The sequence below is a fragment of the Stenotrophomonas sp. STEN009 genome (genome assembly GCF_056760395.1).
The window spans coordinates 34,636-51,980 of sequence record NZ_JBRRES010000024.1 but is presented as its reverse complement, the minus strand read 5'-3'; the positions used below and the strand labels follow the sequence as shown (position 1 = coordinate 51,980).

Below are 17,345 nucleotides of genomic sequence, written 5' to 3'. Positions count from 1 at the left end.
CTGGATGAATACCTGGATTGGAGGAGCCGTGCTGCTGGCCTGCACGACCATGGCGAATGCTGCAACGCCCCCGCAGCTGCAGGATCTGGATGCGACCGTCGAGCGCGTGCGTGCGCAGTTCGACGTGCCGGGCATCGCCGTTGCCGTGGTCAAGGACGGCAAGGTGGTGCTGGAACGCGGCTGGGGCGTGCGTGAGCAGGGCAGGCCGGATCCTGTGCAGGCCGATACCCTGTTCGCGATCGCCTCCAATACCAAAGCGTTCACCGCCACCTCGCTGAACCTGCTGGCCGAGGACGGCAAGCTGAAGATGGACGACAAGGTGATTGACCACCTGCCGTCGTTCCGCATGTCCGATCCGTTCGTGACCGGGCAGATGACGATCCGTGACCTGCTCTCGCATCGCAGCGGCCTCAGCCTGGGCGCGGGCGACCTGCTGTTCTGGCCGGCCACCGCCTACAGCAATGCCGAAGTGGTGGAGCGGCTGGGCAAGGTGCCGTTGAAAGGGGGATTCCGCGAGAGCTATGCCTACGACAACATCCTGTACGCCGTCGCCCAGCAGGTGATCGAGCACGTTTCCGGCATGAGCTACCAGCAGTTCCTGCAGACCCGCATCTTCGACAAGGTGGGCATGGCGGGCACGCGCTACAACGCCGACCACCTGCGGCCCGGCGACAAGGCGGCCGTCGGACACGCCAAGTACGATTTCAAGGATCTGCGCACCGTCGCACCGCTGACCTGGTCGAACAATGCCGGGGCCGGCGGCATCTATTCCAGCGCGCACGACATGGCGCGCTGGATGCAGGTGCAGCTGGCCGAGGGCGCGCTGGCCGATGGCAGCCCGCTGTTCACCGCGAAGAGCCAGCAGCAGATGTGGCGCATGATCACGCCGCAGTCGATTCCGGCGCCGAGCGTGCCGGAGCTGGCACCGGCGCGGCCGAACTTCGCCGGTTACGGCGAAGGCTGGAGCCTGAGCGATTACCGCGGGCAGAAGCTGGTCTGGCACACCGGTGGCTGGCCGGGCATGGTCTCGCGGCTGACGCTGGTGCCGGGCGAGAAGCTGGGGGTCGTGGTGCTGACCAACCAGGAAGTGGGCGCTGCGTTCAACGCGATCACGCTGAGCGTGCTCGATGCCTATCTGGGTGCGGAGAAGCACGACTGGGTGGACGCCTATGCCAAGGCCGTGGCCAAGGGCCAGGACAAGGCCGATGAGGCCTGGGCCAAGCACCAGGCAGCGCGTGTCAGGGGCAGCACTCCCTCGCTGCCGCTGGCCGGTTACACCGGCACCTTCCGCGACCGCTGGTATGGCGACATGCAGATCAGCACGGAAGGCAAGGGGCTGCGCCTGCGCTTCATGAAGACCGCGCAGCTGAGCGGCCGGCTGGAGCACTGGCAGCACGACACCTTCATCGTGCGCTGGGACGACCGTTCGCTCAATGCCGATGCCTTCGTGAACATCAGTCTCGACCCGGATGGCAAGGTGCGCGAGGTGCGCATGCAGCCGATCTCCGACCTGACCGATTTCAGCTTCGACTTCCAGGACCTGCTGTTCACCCCGGTCAACTGACGCCGCATGATCGGTAGCGCCGGGCCATGCCCGGCGAACACGGGCCGGCGCTACCGGCACCGCGCATCGTCGGTTGGCGTACACATCCGGCATGGGATACTCCGTCGGTTGCAAGAGGCGAGGGAATGCGATGTTCCGTTGGTTTGAATCCCTGATTCCGGTGTTCCCGCCCGTGGACGGGCGGATGCCGCCGCGCAGGGTGCTGCCGTTCTACCTGCACTACCTCCGGCCGGTGTGGCCGGTGCTGTTGGCCACGCTGATCGCTGGCCTGCTGCTGGCGCTGGTGGAAGTGGCGATGTTTGATTACCTGGGCCGCATTGTCGACATGGTCGCCGAGCAGCCCGGCGCCGGCTTTTTCAAACGTCACGCCAATGAGCTGGGCTGGATGCTGTTCATCACCGTGATCGCGCGCCCGGTGCTGGTCGGCCTGCACAACCTGCTGGTCAACCAGGCCATCGTGCCAGGCCTGAGCAATCGTTCGCGCTGGTTGATGCACAACTACGTGGTACGTCAGAGCCTGAGCTTCTTCCAGAACGACTTTGCAGGCAGCGTCGCCAACCGGGTGATGCAGACCGGCACGTCGCTGCGCGAATCCGCTGTGCAGATGGTCGACTCGCTCTGGTACATCGTGGTCTATACCGGCACCGCGCTGTATCTGTTCGCACAGGCCGACTGGCGATTGATGATGCCGTTGCTGCTGTGGCTGATCGCCTATGCGGTGATCATGGTCTACTTCGTGCCGCGCGCGAAGGAGCGGGCATGGATCGCCTCGGAAGCACGCTCCAAGGCGATGGGTCGCATCGTCGATGGCTACACCAACATTCCTACGCTGAAGCTGTTCGCCCATGGCGGCCGCGAGCAGGCCTACGTGGCCGAGTCGATCCAGGAGCTGGCGGTCAAGCACCGCGCGCAGACCCGGGTGACGACCGGCATGGACCTGGCCATCGCCATCGTCAACGGCTTCCTGATCGCCGGGACCTGTGGCCTGGCACTGTGGCTGTGGAACGGTGGCCACATCACCGTCGGCGCGATCACCTTGGCGACGGGCCTGGTCATCCGCATCCACAACATGTCGGGCTGGATCATGTGGACCATCAACGGCATCTTCGAGGACATCGGTACGGTGCAGGACGGCATCACCACCATCGCCCAGCCGCTGACCGTGCAGGACCGTGAGGACGCCGTGCCGCTGCAGGTCACCCAGGGCGGCGTGCACTTCCAGGATGTCCATTTCCACTACGGCAAGAAGGGCGGCGTGATCGCCGGCCTTGACCTGGTGGTGAAGCCGGGCGAGAAGATCGGCCTGGTCGGGCCCTCCGGTGCCGGCAAGTCGACCCTGGTCAATGTGCTGCTGCGGCTGTATGACCTGGAAAGCGGCCGCATCCTGATCGACGGCCAGGACATCGCGCATGTCACACAGGAGAGCCTGCGCCAACAGATCGGCGTGGTGACCCAGGACACCTCGCTGCTGCACCGCTCGATCCGCGACAACCTGCTGTACGGGCGCCCGGATGCCACCGATGATCAGTTGCGTGCTGCGGTCGCCAAGGCGCGTGCGGAAGCGTTCATCGACACGCTGGTGGACGGGCAGGGGCGCCGTGGCTACGACGCACATGTCGGCGAGCGTGGGGTGAAGCTGTCCGGCGGCCAGCGCCAGCGAATCGCCATTGCCCGCGTGCTGCTGAAGGACGCGCCGATCCTGGTGCTGGACGAGGCGACGTCGGCGCTGGATTCGGAAGTGGAAGCCGCGATCCAGGACAGCCTGGACGAACTGATGGGAGGCAAGACGGTGATCGCGATCGCGCATCGGCTGTCGACCATCGCGCGCATGGACCGTCTGGTGGTCATGGACCAGGGCCGGATCGTGGAAACCGGCAGCCATGCCGAGCTGATCGCGGCCGGTGGTCTGTATGCGCGGCTGTGGGCACGGCAGACCGGCGGGTTCGTGGCGGCCGACCAGTAGCCGTTTCGGCTGCGGCCGTTCCGCGCAGGCGTGGATGCGGCGCAAAGAAGAACGGCCCGGTTGCCCGGGCCGTTCATCATCCACATCCAGCGCAGCCGCTTACTCGATCGGCTGGTCCAGCATCAGCTGGCGGGCGAAGCGCACCGGCGGTGCGCCGTAGGACAGCATCTGGTCGTGGTAGGCCTTCAGGTTGAACGTGTCGCCCAGCTTGTCCTGCATCGCCTTGCGGGTGTCGAAGTGCTCCTGCGCGCCCACGAAGTAGGTCGGCAGCTGCGCCGAGGTCAGCTGCGCGCGCACCCACTTGCCGGCCGCTTCGCTCTCCTGCTGGAACGCGTCGTGGGTCATCAGGTGCATCGCCTTCTCGCGATCCCAGTTGTCCACGTGCACGCCCTGGTCGAGGATGGCGTTGGAGATCGTGCGCAGGTAGAACTTCAGCTGCACCAGGTGGAACAGCGGATCGTTGTCGAGGTAACCCTGCTCCTGCATCATGCGCTCGGTGTAGACCGCCCAGCCTTCGGCGAACAGGCCCGACCGCAGTACCGCGCGCAGGGTCGAGGGGAACTTGGCCGAATGCCAGCCTTCCAGGTAATGGCCCGGCGTGCCCTCATGGATGCTCAGGAGGTGGATCATGCGCGAGTTGTACTCACGCAGGAAGGAATCGACCTGCTTGTCGTTCCAGTCGTCGGGAATCGGCGACACCGCGTAGAAGGTCTTCAGGTTCTTGTCCAGCGGGCCCGGCGAATCGCAGTAGGCCACGGCCACGCCACGCTGGAATTCCGGCATCAGGATGATGTCCACCGGCGCATCCGGCAGCGTCATCAGGTCGTGCTCGCGCACGAACGCGGTTGACTGGTCCAGCGCGGCCTTGGCGTCGTCGACCACCTTGTCACGTGCCGGCTTGTCGGCGTAGGCCAGTTCCAGCGCGGCCTCGATGGCCTTCTGCTGCTGCTCGTCGGTCGGCTGCGCCGGCATCTCCGGCGCGCCCGGCTTGTCCTTCAGCACCGTCTGCGCGATGCCGTACATGTCTTCGCGCACGCGCTTGAGCTCGGCACGCGCGCGCTCACCGATCTCCTGCCGCGACAGCGAAGAACTGAGGGCGAACTTGAGCTTCTGGTCGTACTTCTCCGCACCGATGCGGAAATCACCCTTCGCGTTCGGCACGAGGGTCTTGTCCAGCCAGGTCTGCTGCTCGTCCACGGCCTTCTTCAGGCCATCGATGGCGGCCTGCAGGCGCTGCTGGTCGGCCTGCGGCAGTTCGCCGATATGCGGGGTGATGAAGGTATCGACGATGCTGAGAATGCCCTTGTTCTGCTTGGCCACCGTCTCGGCATGGATCTTCGGCACACGCGCCGGATCGAGGTTCTCGCGGGCCTGGGCGAAGATCGCCGGCAGCTTTTCCATGCGCGCGGTGGCCGACTTCAGCCGTTCCGGCAGCGGCGCGAACTCGCGTGCCATCAGGCCGTAGATCGCGCTGCCGGCGATGCCGTTGTACAGCTGCGGATCCCACTTGCCGGACTGCAGCACTTCGGCGTTCCAGATTTCCGACTGCAGCTGGTTGCGCAGGATGGCGGCATCGACCTGGTTCTCCCGGCCCAGCTTGGCCACGTCGATCCTGTCCAGCTCGCCCAGCAATGCCTTGTAGGCGGCGACAGTCTTCTGCTGGCCGGCAGCACTCAGGTCGTCGATCTCGCTGTCGTAGCGGTGGTCGCCGATCTGGGTGGCGCTGACCGGGGACAACTGCATCCAGGTGTCCAGGGCGCGCTTGGACAGATCGGCAAAGGCCGCATCGGCTGCCGCGTCACCGGCCTGCTGGCTGGCGGCGGAGGTGGAACCGGCGGTCGGGGCGTCGGCCTGCTGGCAGCCGGCGAGGGCGGTGACCAGGGCGAGGGCAAGAAGATGCGGGCGCATCGGCATTCCTGTACGGGGTCAAACCCCGAGCATAGGCCGCCAGGGCTGCTTTGTCCCCGTGCCATAGGATTACCATTGGCACCTACACGGACCCGCCAGCGGAGAAAAGGACATGGAATACCAGGGAAGCTGCCATTGCGGCAGGATCGCATTCACGGTGCAGGCCGAGGCCCCGATCAGCGACGTCATCGACTGCAACTGCTCGATGTGCCGCCGCCGCGGCAGCCTGCTGTGGTTTGCGCCACGCGAGGCATTCCAGCTGCAGACCGATCCAGCCGATGTGGCCACCTACCAGTTCAACAGGCACCACATCGACCACCACCATTGCCGCGAGTGCGGCACTGCACCGTACAGCGAGGCCGTGGATCCGCGCAGCGGTGCGGCCATGGTGGCGGTCAACGTACGCTGCCTGCCGCAGGTCGACCTGGCCGGCCTGTCGGTGACCTCCTACGACGGAGCCGCAGCGTGACGGTCCGGCATGGATGGGTGGGCGCATTGACCGTGCCCGCACTCGTGCTGGCCCTGGCGGCCTGCGCGAAGGTGGAGCACGCGGCCGGTGGCGGTGGTGCCGCAGCCGAAGCCGAAGCCGTGGCGTCGCCCGAAGGCGCCTTCCTGGCCTATGAACACGACGTACAGGTACAGCTGGACGCGGAAGCGATTGCGCCGCGCATCCAGCAGGTCGCGCAGGCCTGCCAGAGTGCGAAGTTCGGTGACTGTGCGGTGCTGCAGGTGGACCAGCGCAGTGGCGATTCACCCAGCGGCGAGGTCCGGGTGCGCATCGCGCCGAAGGGCGTGGAGCCCCTGATCGGCCTGGCGGGCGAGGGCGGCTCACTGCAGTCGCGCACCACCCGCGCCGAGGATCTTGCACAGCAGGTGGCCGATACCGCGTTGACCAAGGCACGGTTGGAGAAGGAACACGCACGCCTGCTCGCCTACCAGGACCGTGGCGGTCTGAAGATCGAGGATCTGCTGGCGATCAGCACGCGCCTGTCGGAGATCGAGGCGGGGGTGGAGCAGGCCAGCAAGGACGCCGCGCAGCAGCGTCGCCGCATCGATACGCAGCTGCTGACGCTGCACTTCGGTACCACCTCCGGCGAGCGCGGCCGCAGCGAGATCGGCGATGCGCTGAGCGAGTCTGGCAGCATCCTCAGTACCAGTATCGCCTTCCTGATCCGTGCGGCGGCTGCATTGCTGCCGGTCGCGGTACTGGCATTGATCGCAGGATGGGGCGTGAGGGCGGGGTTGCGTCGCCGCCGTCGGACGCCGTAACGCGCGGGTTCGCCGGGCCACGCCCGGCGATGCTCAGCCTTCGTCGGTCTCGTATTCGACGAACACGTCCAGCTCCAGCGCAAGCTCCTGCACCGCGTCACGAACCTTCTGCGCGGTGCTTTCGTTGCCCACCTCCACCTCCAGTTCGTGGATGCCCGGACCGATGTCATCGGACAGTCCTGCCGAACTGGAGTCATCGTCGTCCATGTGTGGCATCAGATCGTCGGTTTCCTCGACATGTTCGATGCCTTCCAGGCCCAGCAGCAGGTCGCTGATCGCACGGGCGTCGTCTTCGGTTCCAGTAATGCGCATTCGCAGCAGGGCCATGGCAGATGCAGGTCGTTGTGGAGGTATCCGCAGCGTAGCCAGCGATGGGCAAAGACCGGGTGAGGGCCTGGTCAGCCGGGCGTGGGCGCGCGGCCGAGCAGACTGTCGGGCAGTGCCGGGATCGGTGTGCGGTCGTCCTGTGCCTGGGCCAGCAGCCAATCGATGAACAGGCGTGCGGCAGGGCTGGGCGGCTGGCCTTCGGCATGCACCACGTAATACGCATAGCGGGCCTTCAGGGCGGGCCCAGGCAGCCGCACCACCTCGTAGCGCTGCAGGTAGGGTTGGGCGATGTGGGTGCGCGCCAGCACCGCGCCCATGCCATACACCGCGGCCCGCATCGCATCGGTGCTGTCGGCGAAGGTGTGCATCGGCGGCAGCGGCGAGGGCGGACGTACGCCCGCATGGCGGAACCAGTCGCGCCAGCCCTGCGGCGAGAGATCGGTCAGCAGCGGCAGCTCGGCGATGCGCGCCGGATCGTGCAGGGCTTCCACGCCCGGCAGCGCCGGCGAGGCGACCGGGAACAGGCTGTCGTCCATCAGGTGTTGCGCGTGCAGCCCCGGCCACTGGCCCAGGCCATAGCGGATGCCCACCTCCGGTCCGTTGTCGTCGTAGCGGTCCAGGCCGCTGCCGGTGTGCAGTTCCACCCGGATGTGCGGATGCGCCTGGGTGAAGCGCGGCAGGCGTGGCAGCAGCCAGCAGTACGACAGCGAGCGCAGGGTGGTGATGCGCAGCGGCACGCTGTCCGCATCCGGATGCAGGTTGTGGGCGACGGCGGCGACATCGGTGAACGCCGCACTGGCGGCGTCGGCCAGCTGCCGGCCTTCGGCGGTCAGCCGCACGCCGCGGGCATGGCGCAGGAACAGGCGGGTTTCCAGCACCTCTTCCAGGCGGCGGACATGGTGGCTGACCGCGCTGGCGGTCAGGTGCAGTTCCTGCGCGGCCTGGGCGAAGTTCTGGTGGCGCGCCGCGACCGCGAACACGGCCAGGGCAGGGAGCAGGGAAGGGCGTAGCTGCATGTCCAGCCTCAAACCATATTTGTGGCTGGCAGCGATACTACGCGCTTGTGCGGCGGGCGTCTGCGTCTGATCCTGTTGCACCAACCGAGGAGTGGATGATGGACGGAGGCAGGGCATGAATGCGGTCCCACAGGCGGCCGAGCGCGACTGGCGCACGCCGCTGGAGTTGACCCTGCTGGGCGCCATCTGGGGGTGCTCGTTCCTGTTCATGCGGGTGGCGGTGCCATCGTTCGGCCCGTTCGCCCTGGTCGAGGTGCGTCTGCTGCTGGGGGCACTGGTACTGCTGCCGTTCCTGTGGCGCGCGCGGGCGCAGTTCCCGCCGCGGCGCTGGCTGTGGCTGGCGCCGATCGGCCTGGTCAACTCGGCGTTGCCGTTCGTGCTGTTCGCCTACGCCGCCGAGCACGCACCGGCGGCGATCGGTGCGATCTGCAATGCGATGACGGTCCTGTTCGCCGCGCTCATCGCCTTCCTGTTCTTCGGCGAGAAGATCGGTGTGCGTCGCGCGGGTGCGTTGCTGGTCGGCTTTGCCGGCGTGGTGGTGCTGGCGACGGCCAAGGTCTCGGGCCTGGGCATCGGCACGGCCGTGCTGGCCGGCGCCGCGGCATCGCTGCTGTACGGACTGGGGGTGAACCTGGTGAAGCGGCACATGGCGGGCCTGCCGCCTGCTGCCGCGGCGGCGGCGACGCTGTCCTGCGCCTCGCTGTGGATGCTGCCGATGGCGGTGAGCCATTGGCCGCAGGCCGCGATTCCGCTCAAGGCGTGGGGCGCGGCGATTGCCTTGGGCGTGGCCTGCACCGGGCTGGCGTTCCTGATGTTCTACCGTCTGATCGGCCGCATCGGCCCGTCGCGTGCATCCACGGTGACCTACCTGATTCCGCTGTTCGGTGCGGCGTTCGCGTGGCTGTTCCTGGGTGAGCCGGTGACGCTGCAGATGCTGATTGCGGGTGCGTTGATTCTGGGTAGCGTGGCGGTGAGTCAGAAGGGCTGATGCGTTGGCGTTTTGCGCGTGGCGCGTGCTGAGGGTGCTTCACTGTTCATGGGCGTTACTTTTCTTTGTACGCAAAGAAAAGTAACCAAAAGAAACGTTCCGCCGACCGCGAGCCGATGCGCGTTGCGCATCGGTACCCTGCGCTCCTCGGCCCGTCGAGGGACGGCGCGGGAACTCGCTGCGCTCAGACACCCGCGCCTCTTCGCCCTCGCCGGACCTGCGGTGCTCGGCTCGCTCAAGGCGGACCCAGATCAAAGTCCACAGCTGCACCCAGCAGATCCACGTCAAGCGTGGATGCTGTTGCTGTTGCTGGTGATCTTGACCTTCAGTCCGCCTTGAGCGAGCCGAGCATCGCAGGGGAATCAGGGGCGGAGAGGTGCCGATGTCTGAGCGCAGCGAGTTCGGCACCGTCCCCTGATTCACCGAGAAGCGCAGGGGACCGACGTGCGAAGCACGGCGGCTCGCGGCTTGGCGGCGCGTTTCTTTTGGTTACTTTTCTTTTCGCGCGAAAAGAAAAGTAACGCCCATGAACAGTGAAGCACCTTCAGCACGCGCCACGCGCAGTAAGCCAGGCTCCTACCGCACCGGCACCGGAACATTGCACAGATCGATATGCCCAGCCGGACGCTTGTAGAAATCATCCACGCGATTGCGTCGCGCCTCCACCGTATCGGCGAAAGTCTTTGAATCAGTACGCAACACCTGGATCGGCGTGCGTTCGGCGGCCGTCACGTCGCTGGCACGGCGGATCGAAATGATTGGCGTGCGCAGCTTCGGATCTTCATAGAAGCCCATCGGCGCCGGGCCGCGCGGGATCGCGCTGAGCAGTTCCATGCCCTTCAGGACGCGACCGACCAGGGTGATGTTGCGGTCCAGCTGACGTGGCGACTGCCCGGTCACCACGTACAGTTCGGCACCGATGCTGCTGTCCTCGTCGTTGTTGCGACCGGCCCCCAGCATGCCGTAGCAGTGCGCCAGCCAGGCCTTGCCGGCCTGCGGATCCTGTCCGACCGGGAAGCCATCGACGAAACCGGTCTGCGCCGCCCAGCCATCGCGGTCCGGCAGCACGCTCACCTTCAGGCCGGCGCTGGCACGCTCGAACTCGGCCGGCAGCTTGCGCGCGGCACTGCCGAACGGCCTGGCCTTGGCCGGGTCATCGGCGTCGGCATCGCCGAACTGCACGACGAAGTTGTCCTGGGAACGGTAGATGCTGGTGCCGTCCCAGAAGTGCTCGTGGGCGAACGTCTGGATGTTGGCGACATGGCGTGGTGCGAACTGGGGCGCCAGTTCGATGATCACCCGGCCGGCAGGCAGATCCATGTACAGCAGGTTGGCCGGGTCGGGGGTGCGCCAATCGCTGGCGGCCGAGGCGTCAAGGATCTGCTGCGGGCTGCGGTAGGGCGTCGCTGCGCTGGCCAGCGAGGGCAACAGGCAGGCCAGGGCGAAGGCGGTCAGGGCAAGGCGACGACGGTGCGGCATGGAGACCCCGGAACATGAACGAGCCCTCGATTCTGCGCGAGGCGCAGGGCCACGCCAACCGGCAGGATGACTAACGACACATTCGCTATACCGAACTTCGCACTACTGTGGACTTCAACGTAGTGGAGGGCCGGGCATGTCGGAAGACGACATCCACCTGAAGAAGTTCCAGAAGGAGCTCAGCGCCGGAACCGTGTCGCTGGCCCTGCTGGCGGTGCTGGCCCGTACCGGCGAGCCGCTGTACGGGTACCTCATCGCCAAGGAGCTGGAGCGCGTGGGCGAGGGCGTGCTGAGTGGCAAGCAGAGCGCGCTGTACCCGGTGCTGCGCAACCTGGAGAACGGCGGCCTGCTGGAGAGCCATGTCGAGCCCTCCAGCAGCGGGCCGCCCCGGCGCTACTACCGCATCAATGACCGTGGCCGCGAAGTGCTGGCGCAGTGGCGCCAGGCCTGGCAGGCCACCCGTGATTCCGTCGATTCCGTGTTGGAGGGGGTACCGCAATGAACGACCCGAGCCTGGCAGGCCGCGCCCTGCCGACCACCATCCCGCAGTACCTGGCGCAGCTGCGCGAGGCGCTGCAGGGCGCCGATCCGGCGATGGTGCAGGACGCGCTGTATGACGCCGAGGAATACCTGCGTTCCGAGCTGGCCGCCCAGCCCGGTCGCAGCGAGGCGGAGGTGATTGCCGATGTGGCCGGCAGCTACGGTGCGCCGGATGAAGTGGCGGAGATCTACCGCGAAACGGAAGTCACCGTGAACCGTGCATTGCGCACGCCGCGCGCCGACACCGCGCCGGTGCTGCGTGTGGCAGCCGAGGCCAGTGGTGTGGAACCGGCCGCGGCACCGCCGGTGCCGGTGCCGCGCTCGCTGCTGTCGCGCTTCTTTGGCGTGGTGGCCGATCCGCACACCTATGGCGCGCTGTTCTACATGCTGCTGTCGCTGGCCACCGGCATCTTCTTCTTCACCTGGGTGGTGACCGGCCTGTCGCTGTCGCTCGGCCTGCTGATCCTGATCATCGGCGTGCCGTTGACCGTGCTGTTCTTCGGTTCGGTGCGCGGGCTGGCACTGCTGGAGGGGCGCTTGGTCGAGGCGCTGCTGGGCGAGCGCATGCCGCGGCGGCCGCGCTACACCGACCGCAGCCGCAGCTGGCTGCAGCGTATCGGCGACATGTTCACGGACGGCCGCACCTGGCTGACGCTGTTGTACTTCGTGCTGATGCTGCCCTTGGGCATTGTCTACTTCACCATCGCGGTGACGCTGCTGTCGCTGTCGCTGGGACTGATCTGGGCGCCGGTGGCAGCGATCTTCAGCGGGGAAATCCCGGGCGTGTACGTTGATGGCGTGAACGTGCTGCCGATGGCTGCCTCGCCGCTGGTCGGGATCGTGGTCGCCGCGGCGGGTGCCCTGCTGCTGCTGCTGACGCTGCACCTGGCACGCGGCATCGGCAGGCTGCATGGCCTGATCGCCAAGAACCTGCTGGTGCGCCTGTAAGCGACAAGGGGTCGGATCCCTGTTCGCAGAACAGGGCTCTGACTCCGTTCGAGCGGGGTGCCGGGGTCAGAGCCCTTTCTGTTGGAAAGGGATCCGACCCCCGGCGCGGGGTCAGCCCGCCTTGCGGCGCAGCGGGGTGACGTTGCTCTTCTTCTTCGCTTTTGCCGCTGGCGCTTCTGCGTGCGCTGCGAAGAAGTCGCGTACCTTCGGGTACACCACCTCGCGCCAGCGGCGGCCGCTGAAGATGCCGTAATGGCCGGCGCCTTCGACGATGAAATGCTCGCGGCGCTCGGCCGGGATGCCCGTACACAGCGCCTGCGCAGCTTCGGTCTGGCCGAGGCCCGCGATATCGTCCAGTTCGCCTTCGATGCTCAGCAGCGCGGTATCGCGGATCGCCGAAGGGTCGACCTTTTCGCCGTTGACCACCCACTCTCCGCGCGGCAGCAGGAAGTCCTGGAAGACCACGCGGATGGTGTCCAGGTAGTACCTGGCAGGCATGTCCAGCACCGCGTTGTACTCATCATAGAAGCGGCGGTGCGCGTCGGCGTCTTCCAGATCGCCCTTGACCAGGTCGGCGTAGAAGTCCCAGTGCGAGCTGAAATGGCGGCTGGGATTCATCGACAGGAAACCGGCGTGCTGCAGGAAACCCGGGTACACGCGACGGCCTGCGCCGGGGTAGCCGGCGGGCACGCTGTGGATGACGTTGTTCTCGAACCAGGACAGCGGGTTCTGGGTCGCCAGATTGTTCACCGCGGTGGGGCTGCAGCGTGCGTCGATCGGACCGCCCATCATCACCAGCGTGCGCGGGGTGGGCTCGCCACGGCTGGCCATCAGTGATACCGCAGCCAGCACCGGTACGGTCGGCTGGCACACGCTGACCACGTGCAGGCGCTCGACGCCAAGGTGGCGGATGAACTCCTGGATGTAGGCGATGTAGTCGTCCAGGCCGAAATCACCTTCGCTGGCCGCAACCATGCGCGCATCGACCCAGTCGGTGACATAGACACGATGGTCGCGCAGCAGCGTGCGCACGGTATCGCGCAGCAGCGTGGCGTGATGGCCGGACAGCGGCGCCACCACCAGCACGAAGGGCTGGTTGAGCATGGTGTGCAGCTGGTCGGCTTCGTTGCTGTGACGCTTGAAGCGCAGCAGCTTGCAGAACGGCTTGCTCACTTCCTCGTGCACGACGATCGGCACGCGCTCGCCTTCGACCTCGATTTCGTTGATGCCCCACTCGGGCTTCTCGTAATCCTTGCCGATGCGATGGAACAGTTCGTTGACCGCCGCCAGGCGTTCGGCACCCGGCATCTGCGACCACCAGTGGCCGGGATTGGCGAAGAACTTGGCGTTGGCCTGGGCCTGGTGCACCCAGGGGGCGAGCAGGTTGCGGGTCAGTTCGTGCAGTTGATAGAGCATGACGACCGAATATGTATGGTCATATGTTGCCGCGCAGCATATCCCATCCGGGTGTCCCGCAGGTTAAGTTGGCTGAAAATAATGAATCCGGATTCACATCCGTTCCAGCGCGGCCGCATCGCCTGCCAGGGCGGGGCCGAGCCAGCAGTGCGACCCTGCCGGCTGCAGGCCGTGCCGGGCCAGCGTCCGGCGATACCAGCCTGCCGGGCGGGCCTGGAAGCCCTCATGGTCGCCCTCGAACGCGTCCTCCGCGGCGAAGGTCTCCAGGAACGCGATGCCGCCGGTCAGCTCGGCCACGCCGGCCAGGCCGGCGCGCAGTTCGCGGTCGGGCACGTAGTGCATCACGTCCGAGCAGACCAGCAGGTCCACCGGCGCGCACGGCCGCAGCCAGGCAAAGTCGCCGAAGCGGGCCAGATGCAGGTTGCGGGTCCGGCCATAGCGACGCACAGCGTACTCGCTGCTGTCGAAGCCCAGATACTCGACCTTCGGACGCAGTTTCCGCAGCGGCGCGCGCCAGGCCCCCTCGCCGCAGCCGATGTCCAGCACGCTGCGGATCGGCCGCTCCAGGTAGTACTCGGCAGTGGCCACCGCCAATGCCACCTTGCGGGCGAGGCGGGCGCTGCCGCCGATGTCGGCCCGGCGGTACCAGCGCTGGAAGTAGGCGGCGTCGTAGGTCTTGTCCACGCAGAAGGAGGTTTCGTTGAAAACGGTGCCTATCGTACGGCGTTGCCGCTCGCCGTGCGTCGATCGGTCGCGCCGACCGCAGCCGGTACACCGGCACGCCATGCGAGAATGGCCGCCACCTACGCCAGCCGCTGGAGCGAGCGCATGCAGAGCTACTACTGGGTCAAGACCTTCCACATCGTGTTCGTGGTGGCGTGGATGGCGACGGTGTTCTATCTGCCGCGCATCCTGGTGAACCTGGCCGAGGCGGCGGGACAACCCGCGGTGGTCGAGCGCCTGCAGCTGATGGGCCTGCGCCTGTACCGTTTCGGCCACTCGATGTTCGGCCTGGCATTCGTCCTGGGACTGGTGTTGTGGCTGGGCTACCGGGTCATTCCGGACTTCCCGACGATGGTCGCGCCGGGCGGTGCCGGCTGGCTGCATGCCAAGCTCGGCCTGGTGGTGCTGCTGCTGGTCTACTTCGGCTGGACCGGCCGCCTGCTCAAGGGCGTCGCCAAGGGCCGGCCTCTGCCGTCCTCGCGCGCGCTGCGCTGGATCAACGAAATCCCGCTGCTGGCCTTCATTCCGATCGTCTGGCTGGTGCTGGCCAAACCCTTCTGAGCCGGCGCACATCGCGCACCTCCAGATGAATCGCCGCGTAACCTGACAAGCGGCGCGGCGCTCCTTGCAACAAATTGCATGGGCCCCGCCCGTGCGTCTCCAGATACTGCGCGCCTTCGACACAGCGGCTGCCTGCAACAGTCCCGCTATTGCTCCGCGTGGGCATGGATGGGAATGCCAGGTACTGCACGCACGCTGTGCCGCATACGTGCCCCCTCTGGAGATCCATCATGAAACATGCCCATCGTTCCGCCGCAGGCGGGCGTTCCCTTGCCCTGCGTCCGCTCTCGCAGTGCCTGCTGCTGGCACTGGCCCTGCCGTTGGCGCAGCACGCGTTGGCCGGCAACCTCAACGGCGAGGATCACGAGGTGGTACAGGGTGACCCGACCGAAGCATGGCAGGTGACCAATGGGTCCAACCTGACGGTGACCGACGCGTCCACTTACGGCATCAATGCGACCTACGGCGCCAACGTCGTGCTCACGCGTGCGGATGTGCTGGTCCGCAATGCCAATCAGAACATTCACGTGCAATCGGGTTCCAGCCTGATCGCGCGCAACAGCCGCATCGACCTGGGCATGACCCAGTTCAACATCTCGGTCGATTCGTCGGCACGCCTCTACAACACGCGGATCGATTCCATCGGTGGTGCCATCGCCTTGTACCCGGACCGCCGCGGTGGACAGGGCGACGTGTACCTTCTGATGGACAATTCCCACCTGGCGGTGGCACACCGCGACAGCACTGCCTGGTACCACAACGTCGGTCTGAGTATGGGCGCGGGCAGGGCTGACATCGTCAACGGTTCGACGATCCGGGCCAGCCGCAACGGCGCCGTCATGTACTTCAGTTATCGGGGTGCGGACAACCTGGTATTGAACGTCGACAATTCCAGCCTGGAGTCGCAGACCGGCCCGGCGATCTGGGTCAATCCCGATGCCGACGTCGACGGCGAATCCGCCGAGATGAACATCCGCAACGGTGCGCGCCTGATTGCCGGCGATGGCACGCTGCTGCTGGTCAAGCATGGCGAGGAGGGGCAGGTCGGCAACGTTGCTGTGCGCTTCAACGTGGAGAATGCGGCGCTGACCGGCGACATCATTGCCGATCGCGCCTCCTACACGGGCCAGCTGGATGTCTCGCTGCGCAACCGTGCCACGCTGATCGGCCGCATCGTCGATGCGAGCTCGGTGGCGGTGGGTGAGCACAGCACCTGGCAGCTGACCGGCGACAGCAGTGTCGGCCGTCTGCAGCTGGATGCGGGCAGCATGGTCAAGCTGGGCGACGGCGCGGGCGGTTTCAATACGCTGTCACTCGATGAGTTCGTTGGTAACGGCGGCACGCTGGTGTTCAACACGGTGCTTGGCGAGGACGACTCGCGGACCGACCGCCTGGTGATCGCCGGTGATGCGACCGGGCAGGCCAATGTGCGGGTGCTCAATGCCGGCGGCCAGGGCGCGCAGACCGACAAGGGCATCGAGCTGATCGAGATCAACGGCGCGTCCGACGCGCAGTTCGACCTGGTCGGCCGTGCGGTCGGCGGGCAGTACGAGTACTTCCTGTTCAAGGATGAGGCCGACGGCAACTGGTACCTGCGTTCGGAACTGCCGGTGACGCCGCCGGATCCCTGTGACCTGGATCCGTCGCTGCCCGACTGCGACCCGACCGGTCCGATCAATCCGGATCCGAAGCCGGTGCTGCGCCCGGAGACCGGCGCGTACCTGGCCAACCAGTACGCCGCGGGGCAGTTGTTCCGCCTGCAGCGCAGTGATCGCGACGGCAATGCGGCCGTTGCCGAGGGTGTGCACGGCTGGGCACGCGTGGACAGCCAGCAGGCGCGCCTGGGGGCCATGCAGGAGCAGCTGGATCTGCGCACGCAGCGCCATGTGGTGCAGGTGGGCGCAGACGTGGGGCTGTTCGATGAAGGGCGTGGCCGCCTGGGCGTGATGCTCGGTAGTGGGCGTGCTGACAGCACCAGCACCTCGGCGCTGACCGGCTTTGCGGCACGCGGCAAGGTCGCCGGCGTGGCCGCAGGGGTGTACGGCAGCTGGAACACTGGTCGTGCCTATGTGGACAGCTGGGTGCAGCACGGCCGCTTCAACAACCGGGTGGAAGGCGATGGCCTGGCTGCGGAGCGCTACGACAGCGACCTGTGGCAGGGTTCGCTGGAGGCGGGTTACCGCTTCGGCGTCGGCACGCTGGGCGACAGCAGGGTCAGCCTGCAGCCGGAGCTGCAGCTGGTCTACACCAACGTCAACACGGATCGACATACCGAGCAGAACGGCACCGTGGTGCGTGGCCTGGGCGAAAGTGGCCTGTCCGGCCGCCTCGGCCTGCGCCTGGAAGCGGAATCGACCAGCACGCATGGCGCCGTGGTGACCCCGTACCTGACCGCCAACTGGTATCGCGACGCCCGCACGGGTGGCATGGCGTTCGATGACGTGGCCATGGACAGCGACGTGCCGCGCAACCGCTACGCGCTGGGTGCAGGCGCGCGGGTGGAATTCACCAAGGGCTGGACGGGCTGGGGCGGTCTGGACGTGAGCCGCGGTGACTCCGGCTACCGCGAAGTCAGCGCCACGCTGGGCATGTCCTACAACTGGTAAGCAGATCGGCGTACGGCGGGCCCGTACGCGCAGGAAC

The 17,345-nt window shown here is 66.7% G+C and carries 15 protein-coding genes; 9 read left to right on the top strand and 6 right to left on the bottom strand.

The annotated features are described in order from the left end of the window. Nucleotides 1-4 precede the first annotated feature (4 nt). Together ACVOMM_RS12440 and smrA are read left to right on the top strand one after the other, a co-directional pair. Nucleotides 5-1,564 (top strand): serine hydrolase, encoded by a 1,560-nt coding sequence (locus ACVOMM_RS12440; protein ID WP_065174683.1) that lies wholly within the window; start codon nucleotides 5-7, stop codon nucleotides 1,562-1,564. 130 nt (nucleotides 1,565-1,694) lie between these two features. Continuing rightward, entirely contained in the window at nucleotides 1,695-3,527 is a 1,833-nt protein-coding gene (smrA, locus tag ACVOMM_RS12435; RefSeq protein WP_128990033.1) for a multidrug efflux ABC transporter SmrA, read from the top strand. Between the two features lie 99 nt (nucleotides 3,528-3,626). Here the strand turns inward: smrA and ACVOMM_RS12430 are convergent, their stop codons facing one another. Next, nucleotides 3,627-5,435 (bottom strand): DUF885 domain-containing protein, encoded by a 1,809-nt coding sequence (locus ACVOMM_RS12430; RefSeq protein WP_481526310.1) that lies wholly within the window; start codon nucleotides 5,433-5,435, stop codon nucleotides 3,627-3,629. A gap of 112 nt (nucleotides 5,436-5,547) precedes the next feature. Here ACVOMM_RS12430 and ACVOMM_RS12425 point away from each other — a divergent pair, with 112 nt between their 5' ends. Both ACVOMM_RS12425 and ACVOMM_RS12420 read left to right on the top strand, forming a co-directional pair. Further along, on the top strand, nucleotides 5,548-5,904 hold the full coding sequence (locus tag ACVOMM_RS12425) for a GFA family protein (RefSeq protein ID WP_053518787.1): 357 nt from the start codon (nucleotides 5,548-5,550) through the stop codon (nucleotides 5,902-5,904). Then, nucleotides 5,901-6,704: a DUF4349 domain-containing protein gene (locus tag ACVOMM_RS12420; protein WP_481526309.1), complete on the top strand. Its 804-nt coding sequence runs from the start codon at nucleotides 5,901-5,903 to the stop codon at nucleotides 6,702-6,704. Before ACVOMM_RS12425 ends, ACVOMM_RS12420 begins: the two co-directional genes overlap by 4 nt. Before the next feature lie 33 nt (nucleotides 6,705-6,737). On the opposite strand, the gene ACVOMM_RS12415 is transcribed toward ACVOMM_RS12420, so the two are convergent. Beyond that, complete coding sequence (locus tag ACVOMM_RS12415) at nucleotides 6,738-7,031, bottom strand: hypothetical protein (protein ID WP_053518791.1); 294 nt, start codon at nucleotides 7,029-7,031, stop codon at nucleotides 6,738-6,740. Between the two features lie 71 nt (nucleotides 7,032-7,102). Beyond that, nucleotides 7,103-8,047, bottom strand: a complete 945-nt coding sequence (locus ACVOMM_RS12410; protein WP_053518793.1) for a LysR substrate-binding domain-containing protein — start codon at nucleotides 8,045-8,047, stop codon at nucleotides 7,103-7,105. Nucleotides 8,048-8,162: 115 nt separating this feature from the next. On the opposite strand from ACVOMM_RS12410, the gene ACVOMM_RS12405 reads away from it, so the two are divergent. After that, nucleotides 8,163-9,035, top strand: a complete 873-nt coding sequence (locus tag ACVOMM_RS12405; protein ID WP_322523270.1) for a DMT family transporter — start codon at nucleotides 8,163-8,165, stop codon at nucleotides 9,033-9,035. A 576-nt stretch (nucleotides 9,036-9,611) separates the two neighbouring features. On the opposite strand, the gene ACVOMM_RS12400 is transcribed toward ACVOMM_RS12405, so the two are convergent. Further along, entirely contained in the window at nucleotides 9,612-10,514 is a 903-nt protein-coding gene (locus tag ACVOMM_RS12400) for a peptidylprolyl isomerase (protein WP_481526308.1), read from the bottom strand. Between the two features lie 136 nt (nucleotides 10,515-10,650). Here ACVOMM_RS12400 and ACVOMM_RS12395 point away from each other — a divergent pair, with 136 nt between their 5' ends. Together ACVOMM_RS12395 and ACVOMM_RS12390 are read left to right on the top strand one after the other, a co-directional pair. Continuing rightward, the gene (locus tag ACVOMM_RS12395) at nucleotides 10,651-11,016 is read left to right on the top strand and encodes a PadR family transcriptional regulator (protein ID WP_053519902.1); all 366 of its coding nucleotides are present in this window, start codon (nucleotides 10,651-10,653) and stop codon (nucleotides 11,014-11,016) included. Next, entirely contained in the window at nucleotides 11,013-12,002 is a 990-nt protein-coding gene (locus ACVOMM_RS12390) for a sensor domain-containing protein (RefSeq protein WP_111185795.1), read from the top strand. The genes ACVOMM_RS12395 and ACVOMM_RS12390 overlap by 4 nt, the downstream gene beginning before the upstream one ends. A gap of 111 nt (nucleotides 12,003-12,113) precedes the next feature. Here ACVOMM_RS12390 and ACVOMM_RS12385 read toward each other — a convergent pair whose 3' ends face one another. Both ACVOMM_RS12385 and ACVOMM_RS12380 read right to left on the bottom strand, forming a co-directional pair. Further along, complete coding sequence (locus ACVOMM_RS12385) at nucleotides 12,114-13,418, bottom strand: polyhydroxyalkanoate depolymerase (RefSeq protein WP_053519900.1); 1,305 nt, start codon at nucleotides 13,416-13,418, stop codon at nucleotides 12,114-12,116. A gap of 93 nt (nucleotides 13,419-13,511) precedes the next feature. Beyond that, entirely contained in the window at nucleotides 13,512-14,102 is a 591-nt protein-coding gene (locus tag ACVOMM_RS12380; RefSeq protein ID WP_414488206.1) for a class I SAM-dependent DNA methyltransferase, read from the bottom strand. 144 nt (nucleotides 14,103-14,246) lie between these two features. Here ACVOMM_RS12380 and ACVOMM_RS12375 point away from each other — a divergent pair, with 144 nt between their 5' ends. Together ACVOMM_RS12375 and ACVOMM_RS12370 are read left to right on the top strand one after the other, a co-directional pair. Then, nucleotides 14,247-14,702 (top strand): CopD family protein, encoded by a 456-nt coding sequence (locus ACVOMM_RS12375; protein ID WP_053519905.1) that lies wholly within the window; start codon nucleotides 14,247-14,249, stop codon nucleotides 14,700-14,702. Between the two features lie 230 nt (nucleotides 14,703-14,932). Continuing rightward, nucleotides 14,933-17,308, top strand: a complete 2,376-nt coding sequence (locus ACVOMM_RS12370; RefSeq protein WP_481526307.1) for an autotransporter family protein — start codon at nucleotides 14,933-14,935, stop codon at nucleotides 17,306-17,308. Nucleotides 17,309-17,345: the final 37 nt, after the last annotated feature.